General features: G+C 74.0%; 19 protein-coding genes. 6 read left to right on the top strand and 13 right to left on the bottom strand.

All coding sequences use genetic code 11. The features are described 5' to 3' along the window. Nucleotides 1-76 precede the first annotated feature (76 nt). A complete protein-coding gene (locus tag ABD979_RS04080) occupies nucleotides 77-802 on the top strand; it encodes a DedA family protein (protein ID WP_345506165.1) in 726 nt (241 codons plus the stop codon). 33 nt (nucleotides 803-835) lie between these two features. Here the strand turns inward: ABD979_RS04080 and ABD979_RS04075 are convergent, their stop codons facing one another. Next, the gene (locus tag ABD979_RS04075; protein ID WP_345506164.1) at nucleotides 836-1,558 is read right to left on the bottom strand and encodes a LemA family protein; all 723 of its coding nucleotides are present in this window, start codon (nucleotides 1,556-1,558) and stop codon (nucleotides 836-838) included. 78 nt (nucleotides 1,559-1,636) lie between these two features. On the opposite strand from ABD979_RS04075, the gene ABD979_RS04070 reads away from it, so the two are divergent. Together ABD979_RS04070 and ABD979_RS04065 are read left to right on the top strand one after the other, a co-directional pair. Beyond that, nucleotides 1,637-1,930 carry a DUF1905 domain-containing protein gene (locus tag ABD979_RS04070; RefSeq protein WP_345506163.1) on the top strand — a complete coding sequence of 98 codons (294 nt, stop codon included), beginning with the start codon at nucleotides 1,637-1,639 and terminating at the stop codon, nucleotides 1,928-1,930. Continuing rightward, nucleotides 1,927-2,640, top strand: a complete 714-nt coding sequence (locus tag ABD979_RS04065; protein ID WP_345506162.1) for a hypothetical protein — start codon at nucleotides 1,927-1,929, stop codon at nucleotides 2,638-2,640. The genes ABD979_RS04070 and ABD979_RS04065 overlap by 4 nt, the downstream gene beginning before the upstream one ends. Here ABD979_RS04065 and pyrE read toward each other — a convergent pair. The 5 genes from pyrE to ABD979_RS04040 form a co-directional block, all read right to left on the bottom strand. Next, a complete protein-coding gene (pyrE, locus tag ABD979_RS04060; RefSeq protein WP_345506161.1) occupies nucleotides 2,604-3,167 on the bottom strand; it encodes an orotate phosphoribosyltransferase in 564 nt (187 codons plus the stop codon). The genes ABD979_RS04065 and pyrE overlap by 37 nt on opposite strands. A gap of 70 nt (nucleotides 3,168-3,237) precedes the next feature. Further along, a complete protein-coding gene (locus ABD979_RS04055) occupies nucleotides 3,238-4,278 on the bottom strand; it encodes an NAD(P)-dependent alcohol dehydrogenase (RefSeq protein WP_345506160.1) in 1,041 nt (346 codons plus the stop codon). Nucleotides 4,279-4,359: 81 nt separating this feature from the next. Next, nucleotides 4,360-4,776, bottom strand: a complete 417-nt coding sequence (locus ABD979_RS04050; protein WP_345506159.1) for a (R)-mandelonitrile lyase — start codon at nucleotides 4,774-4,776, stop codon at nucleotides 4,360-4,362. Nucleotides 4,777-4,892: 116 nt separating this feature from the next. Continuing rightward, complete coding sequence (locus tag ABD979_RS04045) at nucleotides 4,893-5,354, bottom strand: MerR family transcriptional regulator (RefSeq protein WP_345506158.1); 462 nt, start codon at nucleotides 5,352-5,354, stop codon at nucleotides 4,893-4,895. A gap of 78 nt (nucleotides 5,355-5,432) precedes the next feature. Continuing rightward, nucleotides 5,433-6,209: an SDR family NAD(P)-dependent oxidoreductase gene (locus tag ABD979_RS04040; RefSeq protein WP_345506157.1), complete on the bottom strand. Its 777-nt coding sequence runs from the start codon at nucleotides 6,207-6,209 to the stop codon at nucleotides 5,433-5,435. 52 nt (nucleotides 6,210-6,261) lie between these two features. On the opposite strand from ABD979_RS04040, the gene ABD979_RS04035 reads away from it, so the two are divergent. Then, a complete protein-coding gene (locus ABD979_RS04035) occupies nucleotides 6,262-7,053 on the top strand; it encodes an exodeoxyribonuclease III (protein ID WP_345506156.1) in 792 nt (263 codons plus the stop codon). Nucleotides 7,054-7,068: 15 nt separating this feature from the next. Here ABD979_RS04035 and ABD979_RS04030 read toward each other — a convergent pair whose 3' ends face one another. After that, on the bottom strand, nucleotides 7,069-8,736 hold the full coding sequence (locus ABD979_RS04030) for an MFS transporter (protein ID WP_345506155.1): 1,668 nt from the start codon (nucleotides 8,734-8,736) through the stop codon (nucleotides 7,069-7,071). Nucleotides 8,737-8,743: 7 nt separating this feature from the next. Then, nucleotides 8,744-9,454, bottom strand: a complete 711-nt coding sequence (locus tag ABD979_RS04025) for an LppX_LprAFG lipoprotein (RefSeq protein WP_345506154.1) — start codon at nucleotides 9,452-9,454, stop codon at nucleotides 8,744-8,746. A gap of 118 nt (nucleotides 9,455-9,572) precedes the next feature. On the opposite strand from ABD979_RS04025, the gene ABD979_RS04020 reads away from it, so the two are divergent. Both ABD979_RS04020 and ABD979_RS04015 read left to right on the top strand, forming a co-directional pair. Then, a complete protein-coding gene (locus tag ABD979_RS04020) occupies nucleotides 9,573-10,148 on the top strand; it encodes a hypothetical protein (protein ID WP_345506153.1) in 576 nt (191 codons plus the stop codon). Continuing rightward, entirely contained in the window at nucleotides 10,145-10,741 is a 597-nt protein-coding gene (locus ABD979_RS04015) for an HAD family hydrolase (RefSeq protein ID WP_345506151.1), read from the top strand. The genes ABD979_RS04020 and ABD979_RS04015 overlap by 4 nt, the downstream gene beginning before the upstream one ends. Here the strand turns inward: ABD979_RS04015 and clpB are convergent, their stop codons facing one another. The 5 genes from clpB to ABD979_RS03990 form a co-directional block, all read right to left on the bottom strand. Beyond that, complete coding sequence (clpB, locus tag ABD979_RS04010; RefSeq protein WP_345506150.1) at nucleotides 10,742-13,303, bottom strand: ATP-dependent chaperone ClpB; 2,562 nt, start codon at nucleotides 13,301-13,303, stop codon at nucleotides 10,742-10,744. A 165-nt stretch (nucleotides 13,304-13,468) separates the two neighbouring features. Then, the gene (locus ABD979_RS04005) at nucleotides 13,469-13,732 is read right to left on the bottom strand and encodes a ribonuclease E inhibitor RraB (RefSeq protein WP_345506149.1); all 264 of its coding nucleotides are present in this window, start codon (nucleotides 13,730-13,732) and stop codon (nucleotides 13,469-13,471) included. A gap of 48 nt (nucleotides 13,733-13,780) precedes the next feature. Then, nucleotides 13,781-16,867: an ATP-binding protein gene (locus ABD979_RS04000; RefSeq protein WP_345506148.1), complete on the bottom strand. Its 3,087-nt coding sequence runs from the start codon at nucleotides 16,865-16,867 to the stop codon at nucleotides 13,781-13,783. 158 nt (nucleotides 16,868-17,025) lie between these two features. Then, nucleotides 17,026-17,478 carry a heat shock protein transcriptional repressor HspR gene (locus ABD979_RS03995; RefSeq protein WP_345506147.1) on the bottom strand — a complete coding sequence of 151 codons (453 nt, stop codon included), beginning with the start codon at nucleotides 17,476-17,478 and terminating at the stop codon, nucleotides 17,026-17,028. 45 nt (nucleotides 17,479-17,523) lie between these two features. Next, complete coding sequence (locus tag ABD979_RS03990) at nucleotides 17,524-18,561, bottom strand: DnaJ C-terminal domain-containing protein (RefSeq protein WP_345506146.1); 1,038 nt, start codon at nucleotides 18,559-18,561, stop codon at nucleotides 17,524-17,526. Nucleotides 18,562-18,643: the final 82 nt, after the last annotated feature.

Below are 18,643 nucleotides of genomic sequence, written 5' to 3'. Positions count from 1 at the left end.
GGGCGCCGGCCGCACCCACAGCGTCGCGACAGCGGGGATTCAGGCACGCCCGGGCACACGGCATACCCTGTGACCCATGCACGCTCTCGCCGCCCTGCCGGCCGTCGCGCCCGCCCTCGGCCCGCAGTGGATGGACCCCACGTACCTCCTCGAGCAGTACGGCGGCGCCTTCTTCTGGATCGCCGTCGCCATCGTCTTCATCGAGTGCGGGCTGCTCTTCCCGATCCTGCCGGGCGACTCGCTGCTCTTCGCCGTGGGCCTCTTCGTCGCGACCGGGCAGGTGCACGTCAACCTCGCCGTCGCGGTCCTCGCGCTCTGCGCGGCGGCCTTCCTCGGCAACGTCGTCGGCTACGAGATCGGCCGGGCCATCGGCACGCCGCTCTACGCGCGCGACGGCCGGGTGCTCAAGAAGAAGTACTTCGACCAGACGACCGCCTTCTTCGACCAGCACGGCAACAAGGCCCTCGTCATCGGCCGGTTCGTGCCGATCGTGCGCACCTTCATCACCGTGGTGGCCGGCGTGAGCCGCATGGAACGGCGTCGCTTCTTCACGTGGAGCGCCGTGGGCGCCGTGCTGTGGGCGGCCGGCATCACCCTGCTCGGCTACTTCCTCGGGCAGGCGTTCCCGTGGATCACGGACAAGCTCGAGGTCGCGATCCTGCTCATCGTCGCGGTGTCGCTGGTGCCCATGGTCATCGAGTTCGTGCAGCACCGCCAGCGCGCCAAGGCCGTCGCGGCCGAGGTGGGCGAGGCGGCCTCCGACATCGCCGAGAGCGCGACGGGCCCCGACCGCTCGAGCTGAGCCCGCCACCGCGGCCGGATGCCGGCGGCGACCTCAGGCGTTCGGCGTGCCCGCGTCGCGGGTCGGGTCGGGCGCCCCCGCTCCGGGTGCCTGCGCCTGCGGCAGGGCCCCGGGAGCCGCGCCGGGCTGGGTCGACGGCCCGCCGAGCGCGCCCGGCTGGGTCGAGGCCGACACGCCGCCCGCGCCACCGCCGGCGGCGCCCCCGAACGAGATCGTCGGGGCGGCGGCCTCGACGGCCGGGGTCTCGAAGTACTCGGCCCGCTTGACGCCGGCCACGTTGGCCACGATGTTCGAGGGCACGCTCTCGACCTTCGTGTTGAGGTCGCGCACGAGCGCGTTGTAGTAGCGGCGCGAGCTCGCGATGCGGTCCTCGGTGCTCGTCAGCTCCTGCTGGAGGGCGAGGAAGTTCTGGTTGGCCTTGAGGTCGGGGTAGGCCTCGGCGACGGCCATGAGCCGGCCGAGGGCCTGGCTCAGCTGGCCCTCCGCCTGCGCGGCGGCGGCCGGCGTCGGCGCGCCCGACATCGCGGCGGAGCGGGCCGCCATGACCTCCTCCAGCGTGCCGCGCTCGTGGGACGCGTAGCCCTTGACGGTCTCGACGAGGTTGGGGATGAGGTCGTGGCGGCGCTTCAGCTCGACGTCGATCTGGCGCCAGCCCTCCTCGACCTTGTTGCGCAGGCCGATGAGGCCGTTGTAGGAGATGACGCCCACGACGGCGAGCAGCACGACGAGGCCGAGCAGGATCCAGACGATGATCATGGGGTTTCTCCCGGGAGCAGGCGGTCAGTGAGCCGATCCTAGTGCGGTGGTGTCGGCACCCGGCCCTAGCGTGGGCGCATGAGGACGCTCCGTTTCACGGCCGAGCTGTGGCGCTGGGAGGCCCGGGCCGAGTGGTTCTTCGTCACGGTCGACGCCGACGCCTCCGCCCGCATCCGCGAGGTCCCGCGCCCGCCACGCGGCTTCGGGTCCGTGCGCGTGCGTGCCACCGTCGGCGGCACGTCGTGGACGACGTCGGTCTTCCCCGACGCCACCCGGGGTGCCTACGTCCTGCCGGTCAAGAGGTCGGTGCGCGTGGCCGAGGACCTGGACGAGGGAGACCCCGCCGACGTCGTCCTCGAGGTGCTCGAGTGACCGGGCGCCCCGGCCCCGCCCCCAACCGGGTCGACCCCTTCGGCGAGGTCGTCGCCTCGTCGGGACGGGGGACGCTGATGGGCAACCGCGGCCGCCTCCACGACGGGGCGGGCACGCGCGAGGTGCGCCGGCACCACGTCGGCCGTGCGTGGATCACCTGCCTGCTGGAGTTCCGCGACCGGCAGGTGCGCCAGTGGGACCCGCACCGCTACACGCCGCTCTTCTTCCTCGACGAGGCCGTGGCCCTGGCCGCCGGCCACCGGCCGTGCGCCGAGTGCCGGCGCGCCGACCACGTGGCCTTCCGCGACCTCGTCGCCGCGGCGCACCGCACGAGCCACCTGCCCGCGCCGGGCCTCGACGCGATCCTGCACGACGAGCGATGGGACGCCCGCCGACGCACCCGGCGCCTGCACGCGTACGCGTGGGCCGACGTGCCCGAGGGCGCGTTCGTGCTGCTCGGGTCGGGGCCCGCCGTCGTGACGCCCGACGGCCTGCTCGCGTGGCTGCCCGGCAACGCCTACGCGGCCGGGCCGTCGCGGCGCCCGCGCTCGGGCACCGCGACGGTCATCACGCCGCCGTCGTCGGTGGCCGCCCTGCGCGACGGGTTCGTGCTGCGGACCGGGCCGCCCGCGCGCGCGTCACCGACGCCGGGTGCCGCGCCGACGGGTTCGGGTCAGGCGAGCCCGAGCTCCTCGAGCGAGAAGGCGTAGCGGTACTCCACGCCGGCCTCGGCGGAGATCCGCTCGCCGGCTCCGGTCGCGCGGTCGGCGATGGTCGCGACGGCCACCACCTCGGCGCCGTCCTCGCGGGCGGCCTCGACGGCCGCGAGCGGCGAGGCGCCCGTCGTCGTCGTGTCCTCGACGACGAGCACGCGCCGGCCCTCGATCGACGGGCCCTCGATGCGCTGCTGGAGGCCGTGCGCCTTGCCGGCCTTGCGCACGACGAAGGCGTCGAGACGGTCACCGGAGGCGGCTGCCGCGTGCAGCATCGAGGTCGCGACGGGATCGGCGCCGAGCGTCAGGCCGCCGACGGCGGCATACGTGAGGTCCTTCGTCAGCTCGCGCATGACGATGCCGACGAGGGGGGCCGCCTCACCGTCGAGCGAGATGCGGCGCAGGTCGACGTAGTAGTCGGCCTCCTTGCCGGAGCTGAGGGTGACGCGACCGTGGACGATCGCCTTCTCCCTGATGATCTCGAGCAGGCGGGCACGGGCGGCGGCGGTGTCGATGGTGGTCACGAGGCTCCATCGTAGGTGCCGCCGCCCGGGTGACCCGGCGGCTGCCCGTCAGGCGATCGTCGGGCGATCGTCAGGCGATGGTCGAGGCGTCGATGACGAAGCGGTAGCGCACGTCGGACGCGAGCACGCGCTCGTAGGCCTCGTTGACCTTCGCGGCGGGGATCACCTCGACCTCGGCGCCGATGTGGTGCTCGGCGCAGAAGTCGAGCATCTCCTGCGTCAGCGCGATGCCGCCGATCATCGAGCCGGCGAACGAACGACGACCACCGATGAGCGAGAAGACGTTGACGTCGAGCGGCTCAGCAGGGGCGCCGACGTTGACGAGGGTGCCGTCGACGGCGAGCAGGCCGAGGTAGGCGTCGAGGTCGATCTTCGCGCTCACGGTGTTGACGATGAGGTCGAAGCGGCCGGCGAGCTGCTCGAACGTCGTCGGGTCGGACGTCGCGAAGTAGTCGTCGGCGCCGAGGCGCAGACCGTCCTCCTGCTTCTTCAGCGACTGCGAGAGCACCGTCACCTCGGCGCCCAGGGCGTGCGCGATCTTGACCGCCATGTGGCCGAGGCCGCCGAGGCCGACGACGGCGACCTTGCGGCCCGGGCCGGCCTCCCACTTGCGCAGGGGCGCGTAGGTCGTGATGCCGGCGCAGAGCAGCGGCGCGGCCGCGGCCGGGTCGATGCCCGCCGGCACGGTGAGCACGTAGTCGGCGTCGACGACGACGTGCGTCGAGTAGCCGCCCTGGGTCGTCGTGCCGTCGCGGTCGGTGGCGGCGTAGGTGCCGACCATCCCGTCGGTGCAGTACTGCTCGTCGCCGGCCTGGCAGTTGACGCACTCGCCGCACGAGTTGACCATGCAGCCGACCCCGACGCGGTCGCCCACGGCGTGGCGGGTGACGGCCGAGCCGACCTCGGTGACGCGGCCGACGATCTCGTGCCCCGGCACGACGGGGAAGGGCTGCGGGCCCCAGTCCCCGTTGACGGTGTGGATGTCGGAGTGGCAGATGCCGGCGAACTCGATCTCGATGAGGACGTCGTTGCTCCCGACGGCGCGGCGCTCGATGGTCGTCGGGGCCAGCGGCTCTCCGGCGGCGGGGGCGGCGTAGGCGTGGACCTGCATGGGTTCTCCTCCTGGAGGTGGGCGGTGCGGCTTCGGGGTGTGGGGGGCGCGGTCGGGTGGACCGCGCCGGGACGGCGTCGGTCAGCTCCGCGTGGGCGGGACGGCGTACTCCTCGTCGGTGACCGGGTCGAGCCAGTGCACGACGTCGTGGTCCGCGTCGCCCTCGTTGACGGCGAGGTGGACCATGAGCCGGCTCGGGGCGGCGCCGTGCCAGTGCTCCTCGTCGGCCTCGAAGAGGACGCGGTCTCCCGCGCGGATGACCTCGACGGGGCCGCCGCGACGTTGGCACAGGCCGATGCCCTCGGTGACGAAGACGGTCTGGCTGAGCGGGTGACGGTGCCAGTGCGTGCGGGCGCCGGGCATGAAGTGCACGAGGTTGGCGCTCAGTCGCGACGGGGCGGGCGCGGCAGCCACGGCGTCGATCCAGACGTCGCCGGTGAACCAGTCGGCCGGTCCCTTCGCGGTGCCGGTCTCGGTGGTGCTGCGGGTGATCTGCACGGTCGTCCTCCTCGGTCGGTGCGCGGGTGGTGGGGCGAGGAACGGGCATGGCACCGCGCGGCACGCGCCGCGCCTGGGGGTGGGCGGTGCTGCGGGGCGGGGCGGTCAGGCCGGGGCTACTGGGGGCGCACCCGGCGCAGGGCATCAGCGAGGGCACGGGCCTGCTCGGAGAGGAGCTCGGCGCGGTCGGCGTCGCCGGCGGCGACCGCGTGCCAGTAGTCGACCTTGATCCGCACGTAGCGCTGGCGCAGCGCGACCTGCTCGGCCTCGACCTCGAGGCGGCGCTGCTGCTCGGTGAGCAGGCTGATCTGCTCGTCGGCCCGCTGCGCGCCGAGCGGCCCGTTGGCGACGTAGCTGCGCATGTCGGCGACCGACATGCCCGTCGCCGCGAGGCACGCGACCCACATGAGCTGGTCGAGGTCGGCCTCGCCGTAGACCCGGTGGCCGCTGCTCGCGCCGCGGCTGACGGGTGCGATGACGCCGATCGTCTCGTAGTAGCGCAGCGTGCTGGCCGGCAGGCCGGTCAGGGCCGCGGCCTCCTTGATCGTGTAGGTGTGTCCGGTCGTGGGTGCGCTCACCCCTCCGACGCTAGGAACTTCGAGCACTCGAAGTCAAAGCCCGCGCCGGGCCGGGTTCCCGAGGACGTGCGGTGGCGGTCAGCGCCTCACGAGGCGGGCCCGGCTGCGCACGAGGGAGCGGGGCACGACGCGCAGCAGCCCGACGATCGCCTTGTACTGCAGCCCCGGAACCGAGACGACCCGCCCCTTGTCGACGTCGTCGAGGCAGTCGGACACGAGCTCGACCGGGTCGAGCCAGAGGAAGGCCGGGCCGGGCTTGCTGATGCCGGCGCGCTCCTGGAACTCGGTGTTCGTGAAGCCGGGGCACAGCGCGGTCACGGTCACCCCCGAGCCGGCGAGCTCGCTCGCGAGGCCCTCGCTGAACGTCGTCACCCAGGCCTTGGCGGCCGAGTACGAGCCGGAGGCGATGAAGCCGGCCACCGACGAGACGTTGACGATGCGGCCACGGCCCCGCTCGCGCATGGCCACGCCGGCGGCGTGCGAGAGCACGAGCACGGCCCGCGTCAGCACGTCGAAGGCGGCCTCCTCGACGGCGACGTCGTTGCGCAGGAAGCTGCGGCGCTGGCCGTAGCCCGCGTTGTTGACGAGGACGTCGACGGGGCGCCCGGTGTCGGCCACCCGCTCGGCGACGGCCTGCAGCGCCGCCCGGTCGGAGAGGTCGGCCACGAGCACCTCGGCGGACACGGCATACCGGCTCGTCAGCTCCGCGGCGACGGCGTCGAGGCGCGCGCGGTCACGGGCGACGAGCACGAGGTCGTGGCCCCGCGCGGCGAGCTGCCGGGCGAACTCGTGGCCGATGCCGGCGCTCGCGCCGGTCACGAGGGCCGTCGGACGGGTCGTGCGCTCCGGCGTCATGCGCCTCACCCTAGACATCGGTCGTCGGCGGTGCCGTCTAGGGTGACGGACTGTGCGCATCGCCACCTGGAACGTCAACTCCATCCGCTCCCGCATCGACCGCGTCGCCGCCTGGCTCGAGCGATCCGACGTCGACGTGCTCGCGATCCAGGAGACGAAGGCCCGCGACGACCAGTTCCCGCTCGAGCGCTTCGCCGAGCTCGGCTACGAGGTGGCCCACCACGGCCTCAGCCAGTGGAACGGCGTCGCCGTCGTCTCCCGCGTCGGGCTCGACGACGTGCAGGTCGGCTTCGACGGCATGCCCGGCTGGGGCGACCCCGTCGTGCCCGAGGCGCGCGCCATCGGCGCCGTCTGCGCGGGCGTACGCGTGTGGTCGCTCTACGTGCCCAACGGCCGCGCGCTCGACGACCCGCACCTCGACTACAAGCTGGGCTGGCTCGAGGCTCTCTCGGTCGCCGGCCGCGGCTGGCTCGCCGACGACCCCGAGGCGCAGATCGCCCTCCTCGGCGACTGGAACATCGCCCCCACCGACGCCGACGTGTGGAGCGCCGAGTACTTCGAGGGCCGCACGCACACCTCGCCGGCGGAGCGCGCGGCCTTCCAGGCGGTGCTCGACGCGGGCTACGCCGACGTCGTGCGACCGCACACGAGCGAGCCCGGCACCTTCACCTACTGGGACTACACCCAGCTGCGCTTCGCCAAGCGGCAGGGCATGCGCATCGACTTCGCGCTGTGCTCCCCCACGCTCGCCGGCCGGGTCGTCGGCGCGGCCATCGACCGCGAGGAGCGCAAGGGCAAGGGCGCGTCCGACCACGCCCCCGTCGTCTTCCAGCTCGGCGTCTGAACCGCCGGCCGGGGGTCAGCGCCGCCGGCCGTCCGGGTGTGCACGGCGCAGCCCGAGAGACACCGCGACGGCGGCGCCGAGCAGGGCCGCGAGCGCCCCGCCGAGGAAGACGGTCTGCACCTGCACGACGCCCGCGCCGATGAGCGCGTCGGTGTCGAGCGGGTCGGGCAGTCGCCGCACCGCGTCGTAGTAGCGGCTGAGGCCCACCGACGTGAGCAGCGCGAGCCCGACGACCATGCCGACCATGCGGGCCACGACGACGAGCGCGCTCGCCACCCCGTGCGCGCCGGGCGGGGAGTCGGCGAGCGCCGCGTTGTTGACGGGCGCGAGGGCGAGGCCGGTGCCGAGCCCGACGACGACGAGCACCACCGTCGTGGGCACGGTCTGCCCGATCGACGCCAGGGTCCAGCCCGACATGACGAGCAGTCCGCCACCGGCGAGGAGCAGCCCGGCCCCGGCCACGGCGCCGTCGCCGAGGCGGCGCAGCGACCAGCCGCCGAGCAGCGCCCCGACGGGGACGGCGACGAGGAAGCGGACGAGCACGAGGGCGGCTCCCGTCGCGTCGTAGCTGTCGGTCAGGCGAGCCAGGAGGGGCACGTCGACGACGACGGCCACGAGGGCCGCCCCGACGAGCAGGCTGACGAGAAAGGCCCGCAGGCCCCGGGAGCCGACGACGCCGCGCGGCACGAGCGGGTCGGTCGCCCGGCGGTGCCACCACACGAGCAGGAGCAGGGCGACCCCACCCACGGGCAGCAACCCGTGACCGAGCGGGCCGACGACCTCCTTCTCGGGGTCCGACGACGCGAAGGTCAGCACGAGGCTGCCGAGGGCGACGGCCACGAGCAGGGCGCCGACGAGGTCGACCCGGCGCAGGACCGCCCACCAGCGCGGGGCCGACACGACCGCGGCGACGAGGAGCAGCCCGAGGCCGACGACCCCGACCGGGGTCAGCAGCCGCGCCGTACCGGCGAACGGCACGAAGGGTGCCCCGAGGGTGACGTCGGTGACGAGCGCCTCCGGCGCCGCGAGCGCGAGCCCGGTGACGCCGAGGCCGAGCACGACGAGCGCTCCGAGGCCGACGGCCGCGAGCCCGACCCCGCGACGCGCGGAGCGGGGGCCGAGGAGGTGGATGACGGCATACAAGATCAGCGCGGCAGCGACGTTGAGCCAGAAGATCGCGCGCCAGCCCGCCCACGCGAGCACGATGGCACCGAGCACGGGCCCGAGCACCGAGCCGAGCTCCTGCACGGCGCCGACGACCCCGAGCGGGGTGCCGCGGCGCTCCACCGGCCACAGGTCGGCGACGAGCGCGAGCGTGGCCGGCACGAGCCCGCCGCCACCGACGCCCTGCAGCACGCGCCCGCCGACGAGCACCGGCAGCTCGACGGCGAGGGCGGTGACGGCCGAGCCGACCACGAAGACGAGGAGGCAGCCGAGGAGCACGCGGCGGCGGTCGAGCAGGTCGGAGAGCCGGCCGATGAGCGGCAGCACGGCGATGTAGCCGAGCAGGAAGCCGGAGATGATCGGGGTCGCCCGCTGGAGCGCGTCGATGCCGATGCCGACGCCCGCCATCATGTCGGTGAGGGCCAGCACGACGACGTAGGTGTCGGCGGCCGCGAGGGCGACGGCGGCCGAGGCGGCGGCGAGCAGGGGCAGGCGCCGGGCGCCCTCGGCTGCGGTCACCGGCCGGTCAGGGCTTGGTGATCGTGAGCGGGGCGCCGTACTGGTCGAGCGTCAGCGTGTAGGTCGAGCTCGTGCCTGCGCCGAAGAACGGGCCGGTCAGCACGGCCTGTCGCAGCTCCGAGGAGTCGGTGAGCCCGTAGGTCGCCGAGAAGGTGCCCGAGCTGTCGCCGATGAGGAAGAGGTCGGTGACGGCCTTGCCCGGCAGCGCGCCGGTCACCGTCGAGAGCACCTCCGAGCCCTGGCGCTTCTTCTCGCCGAGCGCCGGCGAGGTCGTCGAGGTGAGCAGGGTCGTCAGGCCCTTGTCGGTGGAGAAGAGCACGGCCGGGTCGGGCAGGCCGAAGGTCTTCGGGTCGATCTTGTTCGTGCCCGGCACGAGCGGCAGCTTGGCGTAGACCTCGCCGTCGACCGACGTGATCTCGGCGTCGGCCTGCACGCCCTTGAGCGAGACCTTGAAGGTGCCCTTGAACGCCGGCGGGTGCTGGCCCCAGCCGTCCGCCGACACGACGCCGCTCGCCCCGTCCGGCACGTTCGAGCTCGCGAGGGTGAGGTGCACCGACGGCGCCGCGTCGACCTTGGCCTTGGCGGCGGCGAGCAGCTGCGCGGGCGAGGCCTGCGTCTGGCCGGCCGGCGCGCCCTCGGGTTCGCTCGAGCAGGACGAGACCGCGACGACGCCGAGCGCGGCCAGGGCGACGGCGACGAGCTTTCCGGGGATGCGCATGGGGGTCAGGCTAACCGAGCGGGGGCCGCGGTCCGGTCCGCCGGGCGGGGCGGGCCGGGTGGGTATGGCTAGGGTCGGGATCCACCCTCCACCTGTTCTCTCGACCTAGGAGCACCCCATGGCCCTGCTCGGAGTCGTCCTCCTCCTGCTCGGCGCCGGAGCCGGCGTCGTCACCTACCTCGCGTCGCACGCGGCCGGCGGCACGATCGCCGTGACGGCCCTCGGCTTCACCCGCAACGCCACGGCCCTCGAGCTCGCCGTCTACGGCGCCGTCACCGTGCTGCTCCTCGCCCTCGGCTGGGCGCTCGTGGCAGCCGCGGCCCGGCGTCGCGCCCGCCAGCGCCGCGAGCTGAAGGAGACCGAGCGCGTCGAGACGATCCGCCGGGAGGCCGAGACCGCCCGCGAGGAGCAGGAGCGCCGCTTCGAGGAGGCGTCGCTGCGCGACGAGGACCTGCGCCGCCGCGAGAACGAGCTGACGGCCCGGCACGAGGGGCTCGACACGCGCGAGTCCGAGCTCTCGGCGCGGGACGCCGAGCTGGCCCGCCGCGAGGCCGAGTGGCGCGAGCGCGAGGGGCCGTCGGTCGCCGACGTCGTGACCGGCCGCGCCGAGGGCAGCGTCCACGAGGGCACGGCCACCTGGACCGGCACCAGCGGCGGTTCCGGCACGGACGAGCGGCACGACCCGACCGCATGAGGGAGCACGCCGCCTACGTCTTCGACCTCGACGGCGTCGTGCGCGACTTCGAACCGCACGACGCGAACCCCGCCATCGAGGCCGCGCTCGGCCTGCCCGCCGGCCACGTGTCGGCGACGGCGTTCCGCAGCGAGCTCCTGCTGCCGACGATCACCGGGCGGCAGGGCTTCGACGCGTGGTTCGCGGCGATCTGCACCGCGCTCGAGGAGGTCGTGCCCGAGCCCGAGCGGGTCCGCGAGCAGATGGCCCGCTGGCGCGAGCACCGCGGCACCGTCGTCGACGAGACGGTCGAGCGCCTCGAGGTGCTGCGGGAGGGCGGCCACCGCACCTACGTCTTCACCAACGGCACCGACCTCGTGCCCGAGGAGCTGCGCCTGCTCGGCATCGACCGACTCTTCGACGGCGTGCTCAACAGCGCCGACTTCGGCGTGGCCAAGCCCGACCCGCTGGCGTATGCCGCCGCGCACCACGCGATCGAGGCCGACCTCGGGCGCGCCGTGGCCCCCGCGGACGTCTGGTTCACCGACGACCGCGAGGACAACGTCACCGCTGCTTGTGGGTTCGGCTGGGACGCCACGCTCTTCGAGCGCTGATCAGGAGAGCGTGAGCGCGTCGCCCGTGTCGTCGACGTCGACCACGACGCTCGCGCCGTCGCGCACCTCGCCGCCGAGCAGCCCGCGGGCGAGCCGGTCGCCGATCTCGCGCTGCACGAGCCGGCGCAGCGGCCGGGCGCCGTAGACGGGGTCGTAGCCCCGCTCGGCGAGCCACTGCCGCGCGTCGTTGGTCACCGACAGGCTGATCCGGCGGTCGGAGAGCCGGTGCGCGAACGCGTGCACCTGCAGGTCCACGATGTGCGCGAGGTCGTCGCGGCTCAGGGCGTCGAAGACGACGACCTCGTCGAGCCGGTTGAGGAACTCGGGCTTGAACGCCGACCGGACGATCCCCATGACCGACTCGCGGCGCCCCTCGGGGCTCAGGGTCGGGTCGGTGAGGAACTGCGAACCGAGGTTCGAGGTGAGCACGAGGATGACGTTGCGGAAGTCGACGGTTCGGCCCTGGCCGTCGGTGAGGCGGCCGTCGTCGAGCACCTGGAGCAGGATGTCGAAGGTCTCGGGGTGGGCCTTCTCGACCTCGTCGAGCAGGATGACCGAGTACGGCCGGCGCCGCACGGCCTCGGTGAGCTGGCCGCCCTCCTCGTAGCCGACGTAGCCGGGGGGCGCGCCGATGAGGCGGGCCACCGAGTGCCGCTCGGAGTACTCGGACATGTCGATGCGCACCATGGCGCGCTCGTCGTCGAAGAGGAAGTCGGCGAGGCTCTTGGCCAGCTCGGTCTTGCCGACACCCGTCGGGCCGAGGAAGAGGAAGCTGCCGGTCGGCCGGTCCGGGTCGGAGACCCCCGCCCGGGTGCGGCGCACCGCGTCGGACACGGCCCGCACGGCGCTCGCCTGGCCGATGAGCCGGGCGCCGAGGTGCGCCTCCATCTGCAGCAGCTTCTCGGACTCGCCCTCGAGCAGGCGCCCCGCGGGGATGCCGGTCCAGGCGGAGATGACGTCGGCGATGTCGTCGGCACCGACCTCCTCCTTGACCATCGGCTCCTCCCCCACCGCGGTCGCTGCCGCCTCGCGCTCCTGCGCGCTCGCCAGCTGCTTCTCGAGGGCGGGGATGTCGCCGTAGGCGATCTTCGAGGCGGCGGCGAGGTCACCCTCGCGCTGGAGCCGGTCGGCCTGCATCCGGAGGTCGTCGATCTGCGCCTTGAGGTCGCCGACGGCGTTGAGGCCGGCCTTCTCGGCCTCCCAGCGCGCGGTCAGCGCGGCGAGCTCGTCGGTGCGGTCGGCGAGGTCCTTGCGGAGCCGCTCGAGCCGGTCGCGGGAGGCGTCGTCGCTCTCCTGCTCGAGCGCGAACTCCTCCATCTTGAGCCGGTCGACCGAGCGGCGCAGCTCGTCGATCTCGACGGGGCTCGAGTCGATCTCCATGCGCAGCCGGGAGGCCGCCTCGTCGATGAGGTCGATGGCCTTGTCGGGCAGCTGGCGGCCGCTGATGTAGCGGTCGGACAGCGACGCCGCGGCCACGAGCGCCGAGTCGGCGATGGTCACCTTGTGGTGCGCCTCGTAGCGCTCCTTGAGGCCGCGCAGGATCGCGATGGTGTCCTCGACCGACGGCTCGCCGACGAAGACCTGCTGGAAGCGGCGCTCGAGCGCGGCGTCCTTCTCGATGTGCTTGCGGTACTCGTCGAGCGTCGTCGCCCCGACGAGCCGCAGCTCGCCGCGCGCGAGCATGGGCTTGAGCATGTTGCCGGCGTCCATGGCACCCTCCCCGGCCCCGGCGCCGACCACGGTGTGGATCTCGTCGATGAAGGTGACGATCTGGCCGTCGCTGCCCTTGATCTCCTCCAGCACCGCCTTGAGGCGCTCCTCGAACTCGCCCCGGTACTTCGCGCCGGCCACCATGGCCGACAGGTCCAGGGAGTAGAGCACCTTGTCGCGCAGGCTCTCGGGCACGTCGCCCTCGACGATGCGCTGGGCGAGGCCCTCGACGACCGCGGTCTTGCCGACCCCGGGCTCGCCGATGAGGACGGGGTTGTTCTTGGTGCGGCGCGAGAGCACCTGGACGACCCGGCGGATCTCCGCGTCACGGCCGATGACGGGGTCGAGCTTGCCCTCGCGGGCCCGGGCCGTGAGGTCGGTGCCGTACTTCGCGAGCGCCTCGAAGGTGCCCTCGGGGTTCTCCGACGTCACGGGGCGACCGCCCCGCAGCTCGGGGACGGCCCGCTCGATGGCGTCGGCGTCGAGGCCGAACTGGCCGGTGCGGGCCAGGGCGAGGAGCAGGTGGTCGGTCGAGACGAAGGTGTCGCCCATCGAGGTCATGTACTGCTGGGCCTGCTGGACGACCCGCAGCGAGGTCGGCGACAGCATCGGCTGCTGGGCACCGCCACTCACCTGCGGCAGGGAGGCCATCGCGCGCTCGGCCGCCGTCGTGGCCGCCTGCACGCTCGAGCCACCGGTCGTGAGCAGCGCCGGCGTCGTCGTGCCGGCCTGTGCCGCGAGCGCGAGCAGCAGGTGCGCCGGCTCGATGCTGGGGTGGTGCTTGCCCGTCGCGGTCGTCGCGGCCTGGGCGACCGCCTCCTGGGCCTTGCTGGTGAGGGACAGCTCTGCCATTCGTCCTCCTCGTGCTGGGTCTGCTCGGGGCAACCGGTTTCTACTTGAGTCTATTCCACTCAACTTCGTGCTGCTGGAGGACGTGACGGGGGCGACACAGGACACCGCCGGGTGCGGGCGGCGGGCGGGGTGCGGGCGGCGTGCGGGCGGCCCGGAGGGGACGGTTCAGGGTCGGTCGACGGGGTCGGGGTCGTACCACCCGTCGAGGTCGGCGGCGAGCGCGGCGAACCGGACGGCATACGTCGGGTCGCCGGGCGTGCGCACGTAGACGGCCCACTCGTGGTCGTCGGAGTCGTCCTCGCCGGCGAGCGCCTCGCGGACCACCCGCACGCCGGGGAACCCCTCGGCCTCGAGGTCGTCGGCCACCCCTTCGGCCGTCTCCCGGTCGGGCAGCACGATGAGGTGCTCCGTCTCGGCCGGCGTGGTCACGGGGCCCAGCGTAGGGGCGGACGCGGCCTGAGCGCGCCCCGCCCGCGCTCAGGCCGTGTCCGGGTCCTGCCCGGTCTCGACGACGCGCGTCGCGATCTCGCGCAGCTTGATGTTGCGGTTGAGCGACGCCTGACGCAGCATCTCGAACCCCTGCGTGGCCGTGACCTTGTGTCGTTCGATGAGCACCCCGACCGCGTGGCCGATGAGGCGGTGGCTCTCGATCGCCGCCTGGAGCTGGCCCTCCTTGACCTCCCGGGCCTGCTGGGCGAGCACCCGGTCGACGGCCTGCCCGAAGGCCTGCGCGAGCAGGTCGCCGACGACGAGCTCGTCGCTCGAGACGAGGCGCGGCTCGTCGAAGGCGACCCAGGCGCGGCAGTCGGACTCGTGGGCGGTCGGCACGAGCAGCAGGCCGTCGCGCTTCTCGCCGACGAGGACCTCGTGGGCGCGGGGCGTCGACTCGAGGCCGTGGCGCACCGACTCGGGCAGCTCCCCCGACCTGACCCGGCCGCGCGGCGAGAGCACGACGGGCTCCCCACGGTTCGGCGCGACGCGGAGGGTCACCTCCCCGTCGAAGAGGACGGTGAACCCGGTGACGGCCGTCGCCACGACGTGGTCGAGGTCGTCGGCGGCGGCGAGGTCGACGGCGATGCGACCTGCGAGCTCGCGCCGCATCCGGGACTCGCGCTCGCGGGTCTCGTCGTCGAAGACCGCCAGGACGAAGCCGTCGTGGTCGGTGGTGCCCGGCACGCTCGCCGAGCGCACCCGCACCCACGCCTCCCCGCCGCCCTTGCGCAGGATGCGGTAGCGGTCCTCGGCGGCCGGGGTGCCGGTGGTCTCGAGCTCGCCCGTCCCCCCGTCGGTGGCCCACGGATAGGGCGGAACGAGCGGGCCGTCGGCCACGGACCAGCCGAAGGTGTGGGTGAACGCCTGGTTGAGCTCGACGACGGCACCGGAGGCGTCGGCGACGACGAACGGCTCCTGGAGGGCGCCGAGGATCGCCCGGAGCCACGCACCGTCGCGCGACCGGGACCGGGCGCGGGCCAGGTTGGCCGCGAGCCGCGCCCTCAGCTCACGCGGCTGGAAGGGCTTGACGACGTAGTCGTCGGCGCCGTGCTCGAGGCCGGCGGCGCTGGCGTCGACACCGGCGCGGGCCGAGAGCAGCACGACGGGCAGGTCGCGCAGCGCCGGGTCGGCACGGATCTCGCGCACGAGCGTCAACCCGTCCATGCGCGGCATCATGACGTCGGCGAGCACGATCGACGGGCGCGCGGACCGCAGCCGGGCGAGGGCCTCCACGCCGTCGCGCACCGTGACGACGTCGTAGTCCTCGACGACGTGGCGCACGATGTAGTCGCGCATGTCGTGGTTGTCCTCGACGACGAGCAGCACGGGCCGCGGCAGCTCGCCGCGCGCGTCCCCGTCGTCGACGACGTCGGGGTCGACGGCCACGGCGGCGACCGCCGCCTTCGCGCGCGGCGCCCAGTCGTCGACCTCACCGAGGAACGAGGCGACGGGGCGGGGGGTGATCGACGGACGGTTGGCGGCGTCGACGGCGGCCGAGCCCCACGGCAGGTCGACGGTGAAGGTGCTGCCGGCACCCACGGCAGAGCGCACCGTGATGCGGCCACCGAGCAGCTCGACGATCTGCTTGACGAGGGCCAGGCCGATGCCGGCGCCCTCGCGCGAGCGGCGGTCGTCGGTGCGGTCGAGCTGGCGGAAGCGGTCGAAGACCCGCTCGAGGTCGCGCTCCGCGATGCCGATGCCGGTGTCGGTCACCGACACCGCGTAGCCCTGCTCGTGCGCGACGAGCCGCACGCCGATGCGGCCCTCGGGCGTGAACTTCAGGGCGTTCGAGAGCAGGTTGAGCACGATCCGCTCGAACATGTCGACGTCGACGTGGACCTCGCGGTCGAGCTCGTCGCAGGCGACGTCGAGTTCGAGGCCGAGGCGCTCGACGGCGGGGCGGAAGTTCTCGGCGATGCCGGTCGTCAGCTCCTCGACGTCGGCCAGCACCCAGTGCGGCTCGACAGCCCCCGACTCGAGGCGGGTGAGGTCGAGGATGCGGTCGACGAGCCCGGTGAGCCGGTCGGTGTTGCGCCGGATCAGCTCGAACCGGTCACGCTGGTCGGGGGCCAGGCCGTCGGCGGCGAGGGCGTCCTGCACCGGCCCGGCGATGAGGGCGAGCGGGGTGCGCAGCTCGTGGCTGACGTTGGCGAAGAAGTCCGACTTCGCGGCGTCGAGCTCGGCGAGGCTCTCGGCGCGGTGGCGCTCGTCCTGCAGGTGGCGGATGCCGCTGAGGGCCATGGCGACCTGCGAGGCGCACAGCTCCGCGTAGACCTGCAGGGCCGCGTCCCACGGACGGCGCGGGTTCTCGGTGAGCAGCAGGTGGGCCGTCGGGAGGGCGAGCCCCGGCTCGACGACGGGCACGGCGTGCCGGCCGCCGACGTCGTCCGGGCCGGGAGCCGTGCTGCCCCACACGAGGTCGGCGCCGAGGTGGTCGGCCGTGTGGGCGCGCAGCGCCGCGAGGGCGCGCTCGCGCACCTCCGCGGGGTCGGTGGCGCCCACGAGGGCGTTCGTCAGCTCGGTCGAGGCGCGCACCCGGCGCTCGGCGAGCACCTTGGCCGTCGTCTCCGTCGCGACGTTGAGCACCCCGACGACACCACCGTGCTCGTCGTCGTGGATCGCGCCGTAGGACCACGTGAAGAAGGCCTCCTCGAGGAAGCCGAAGCGGTCGACGACGAGCAGCTCGTCCTCGACCCACGTCGCCGGGCCACCACCGAGGACGCCGTCGAACATCGGGCCGACGACGTCCCAGACCTCGGGCCACACGTCGCGCACGGGTCGGCCGAGCGCCGCGGGGTGCTTGCTCTGCCCGAGCATGGCGCGGTAGCCGTCGTTGTAGATCATGACGAGGTCGGGGCCCCAACAGACGAGCATGGGGAAGCCCGAGGACAGGCAGACGTCGACCATGGTGCGCAGGGCGGTGGGCCAGGTGTCGACCGGTCCGAGCGGCGTGGACGCCCAGTCGGTGCGGTCGAAGAGGAGCTGCATCTCGTTCGCCGTCGAGGGCTCGACGGGTCGTGGGACGTCGGGCACGCGTGCCGAGATGTCGCCGTCCGGGCGCTGCGGGGTCACACGACCTCCGGGACAGAGAACAACGGTAGGCCTCCGGCGGCATCAAGCAACGGGCTGCCCCTTGGCTCGAGGCTCGCACAGTCTTACACATGCGCCCGCGCGCGCGAGAAACTCCCGCGCGCGTGGACCCCGCGCGCGAGGCCGGGGCCGGGCGCGCCTCAGCGCTCGGGGCGCCAGACGACGAGCGCCTGGGACGAGGGCGACCGCGGCGGCCGCTGCCCCGGGCGGACGGCGACGACCTCGCCCCTCGGACCGACCGCGAACACGCGGGCGCCCGAGGCGAGCGCGGCCTGCGCCGCGGACAGCTCGGCCGTCAGCTCCTCGACGCGCGAGCGCAGCGCGCTGACGTGGTTCTCGAGGTCGAGGATGCGCTGGATGCCGGCGAGCGAGACACCCTCCTGCGAGAGGCGCTGCACCTCCCGGAGCATCGCGACGTCGCGGGAGCTGTAGCGCCGGCCGCCCCCGCGCGTGCGCGACGGCGAGACGAGACCGAGGCGGTCGTACTGGCGCAGCGTCTGGGCGTGCATGCCCGCCAGCTCGGCCGCGACGGAGATGACGAAGACGGGCGCGTCGTCGTCGTGCCCACCCGGGCGCGCGCTCCTGCGTGCCATCCTCGTCACCTCCTCCTTCACTGCGGGCCGGCGTCGGTCAGGGCGTCAGGTCCGGGCCCGCTGGAACAGCTCGGCCCGGGGGTCGTGGCCGACCTCGGCGGCCGCCATCTTCTCGACGGCCTCACGGGCCTCGTCGGTCAGCCGCTGTGGCACGACGACCTGCACCCTGGCGAGCAGGTCGCCGGTGTGGTCGCCGCGTCGCACGCCGCGCCCCTTGACGCGCAGCACCCGTCCGCTGGGCGTGCCCGGTGCGACCTTGACCTTGACCTGGCCGCCGTCGAGCGTCGGCACGGCGACCGTGGCGCCGAGGGAGGCCTCGGCGAAGGTCACCGGCAGGTCGACCGTGAGGTTGTCGCCGTCCCGGCCGAAGACCGGGTGCTTGTCGACCGACACCGTGAGGATCAGGTCGCCGGCCGGCGCGCCGGGGTCGCCCTGACGGCCCTTGCCGCGCAGGCGGATCCGCTGCCCGTCCTTGACGCCGGCAGGGATGCGCGCCGTGATCCGCCCGAGGTCCGGGGAGCTGAGCGAGACGGTCGAGCCCTGCACGGCCTCACGGAAGCCGATGCGGGTGGCCGCGGACACGTCGGTGCCCGGGCGCGGGCCGGCCGGCGCGCCGTAGCCGCCGTAGCCGGCGCCGGGCGCGCCGGCACCCCCGGGGGCACCGCCACCGAACATCTGGCCGAGGATGTCCTCGAGGTTGGGCTGGCCGCCACCCCCGCCGCCGGTGTTGAAGCGCATCCGGCCGCCGGGGCCGCCCGCACCGGCCGCGCCGCCGAAGGCGGAGAAGATGTCGTCGAAGCCGGCGCCGCCGCCACCGGGGCCGCCCGCCGTGAAGCGCGCTCCCCCGTGCGACATCGCGCGGATCGCGTCGTACTCGCGCCGCTGCTCCGGGTCGGAGAGGACGGCATACGCCTCACCGAGCTCCTTGAAGCGCTCCTCCGCCTTGGGGTCCCCGACGTTGTGGTCGGGGTGCATCGTGCGGGCGAGCTTGCGGTAGGTCTTCTTGATCGTCGCGGCGTCGGCGTCCTGCGGCACGCCGAGGGTCGCGTAGAAGTCCTTCTCGAACCAGTCCTGACTAGCCATGGCGCACCTCCTTCGTCGCGGTGTCTGCAGCGGTGGTCACGCTGCCATCATCGGGTATGCCGCCGGGCTGCGGGTGCAGCCC

Source organism: Terrabacter aeriphilus, from assembly GCF_039542985.1.
GTDB classification, from domain to species: domain Bacteria; phylum Actinomycetota; class Actinomycetes; order Actinomycetales; family Dermatophilaceae; genus Terrabacter; species Terrabacter aeriphilus.
The sequence above is the reverse complement of the archived record's forward strand: the minus strand, read 5'-3'. Positions and strand labels throughout refer to the sequence as shown.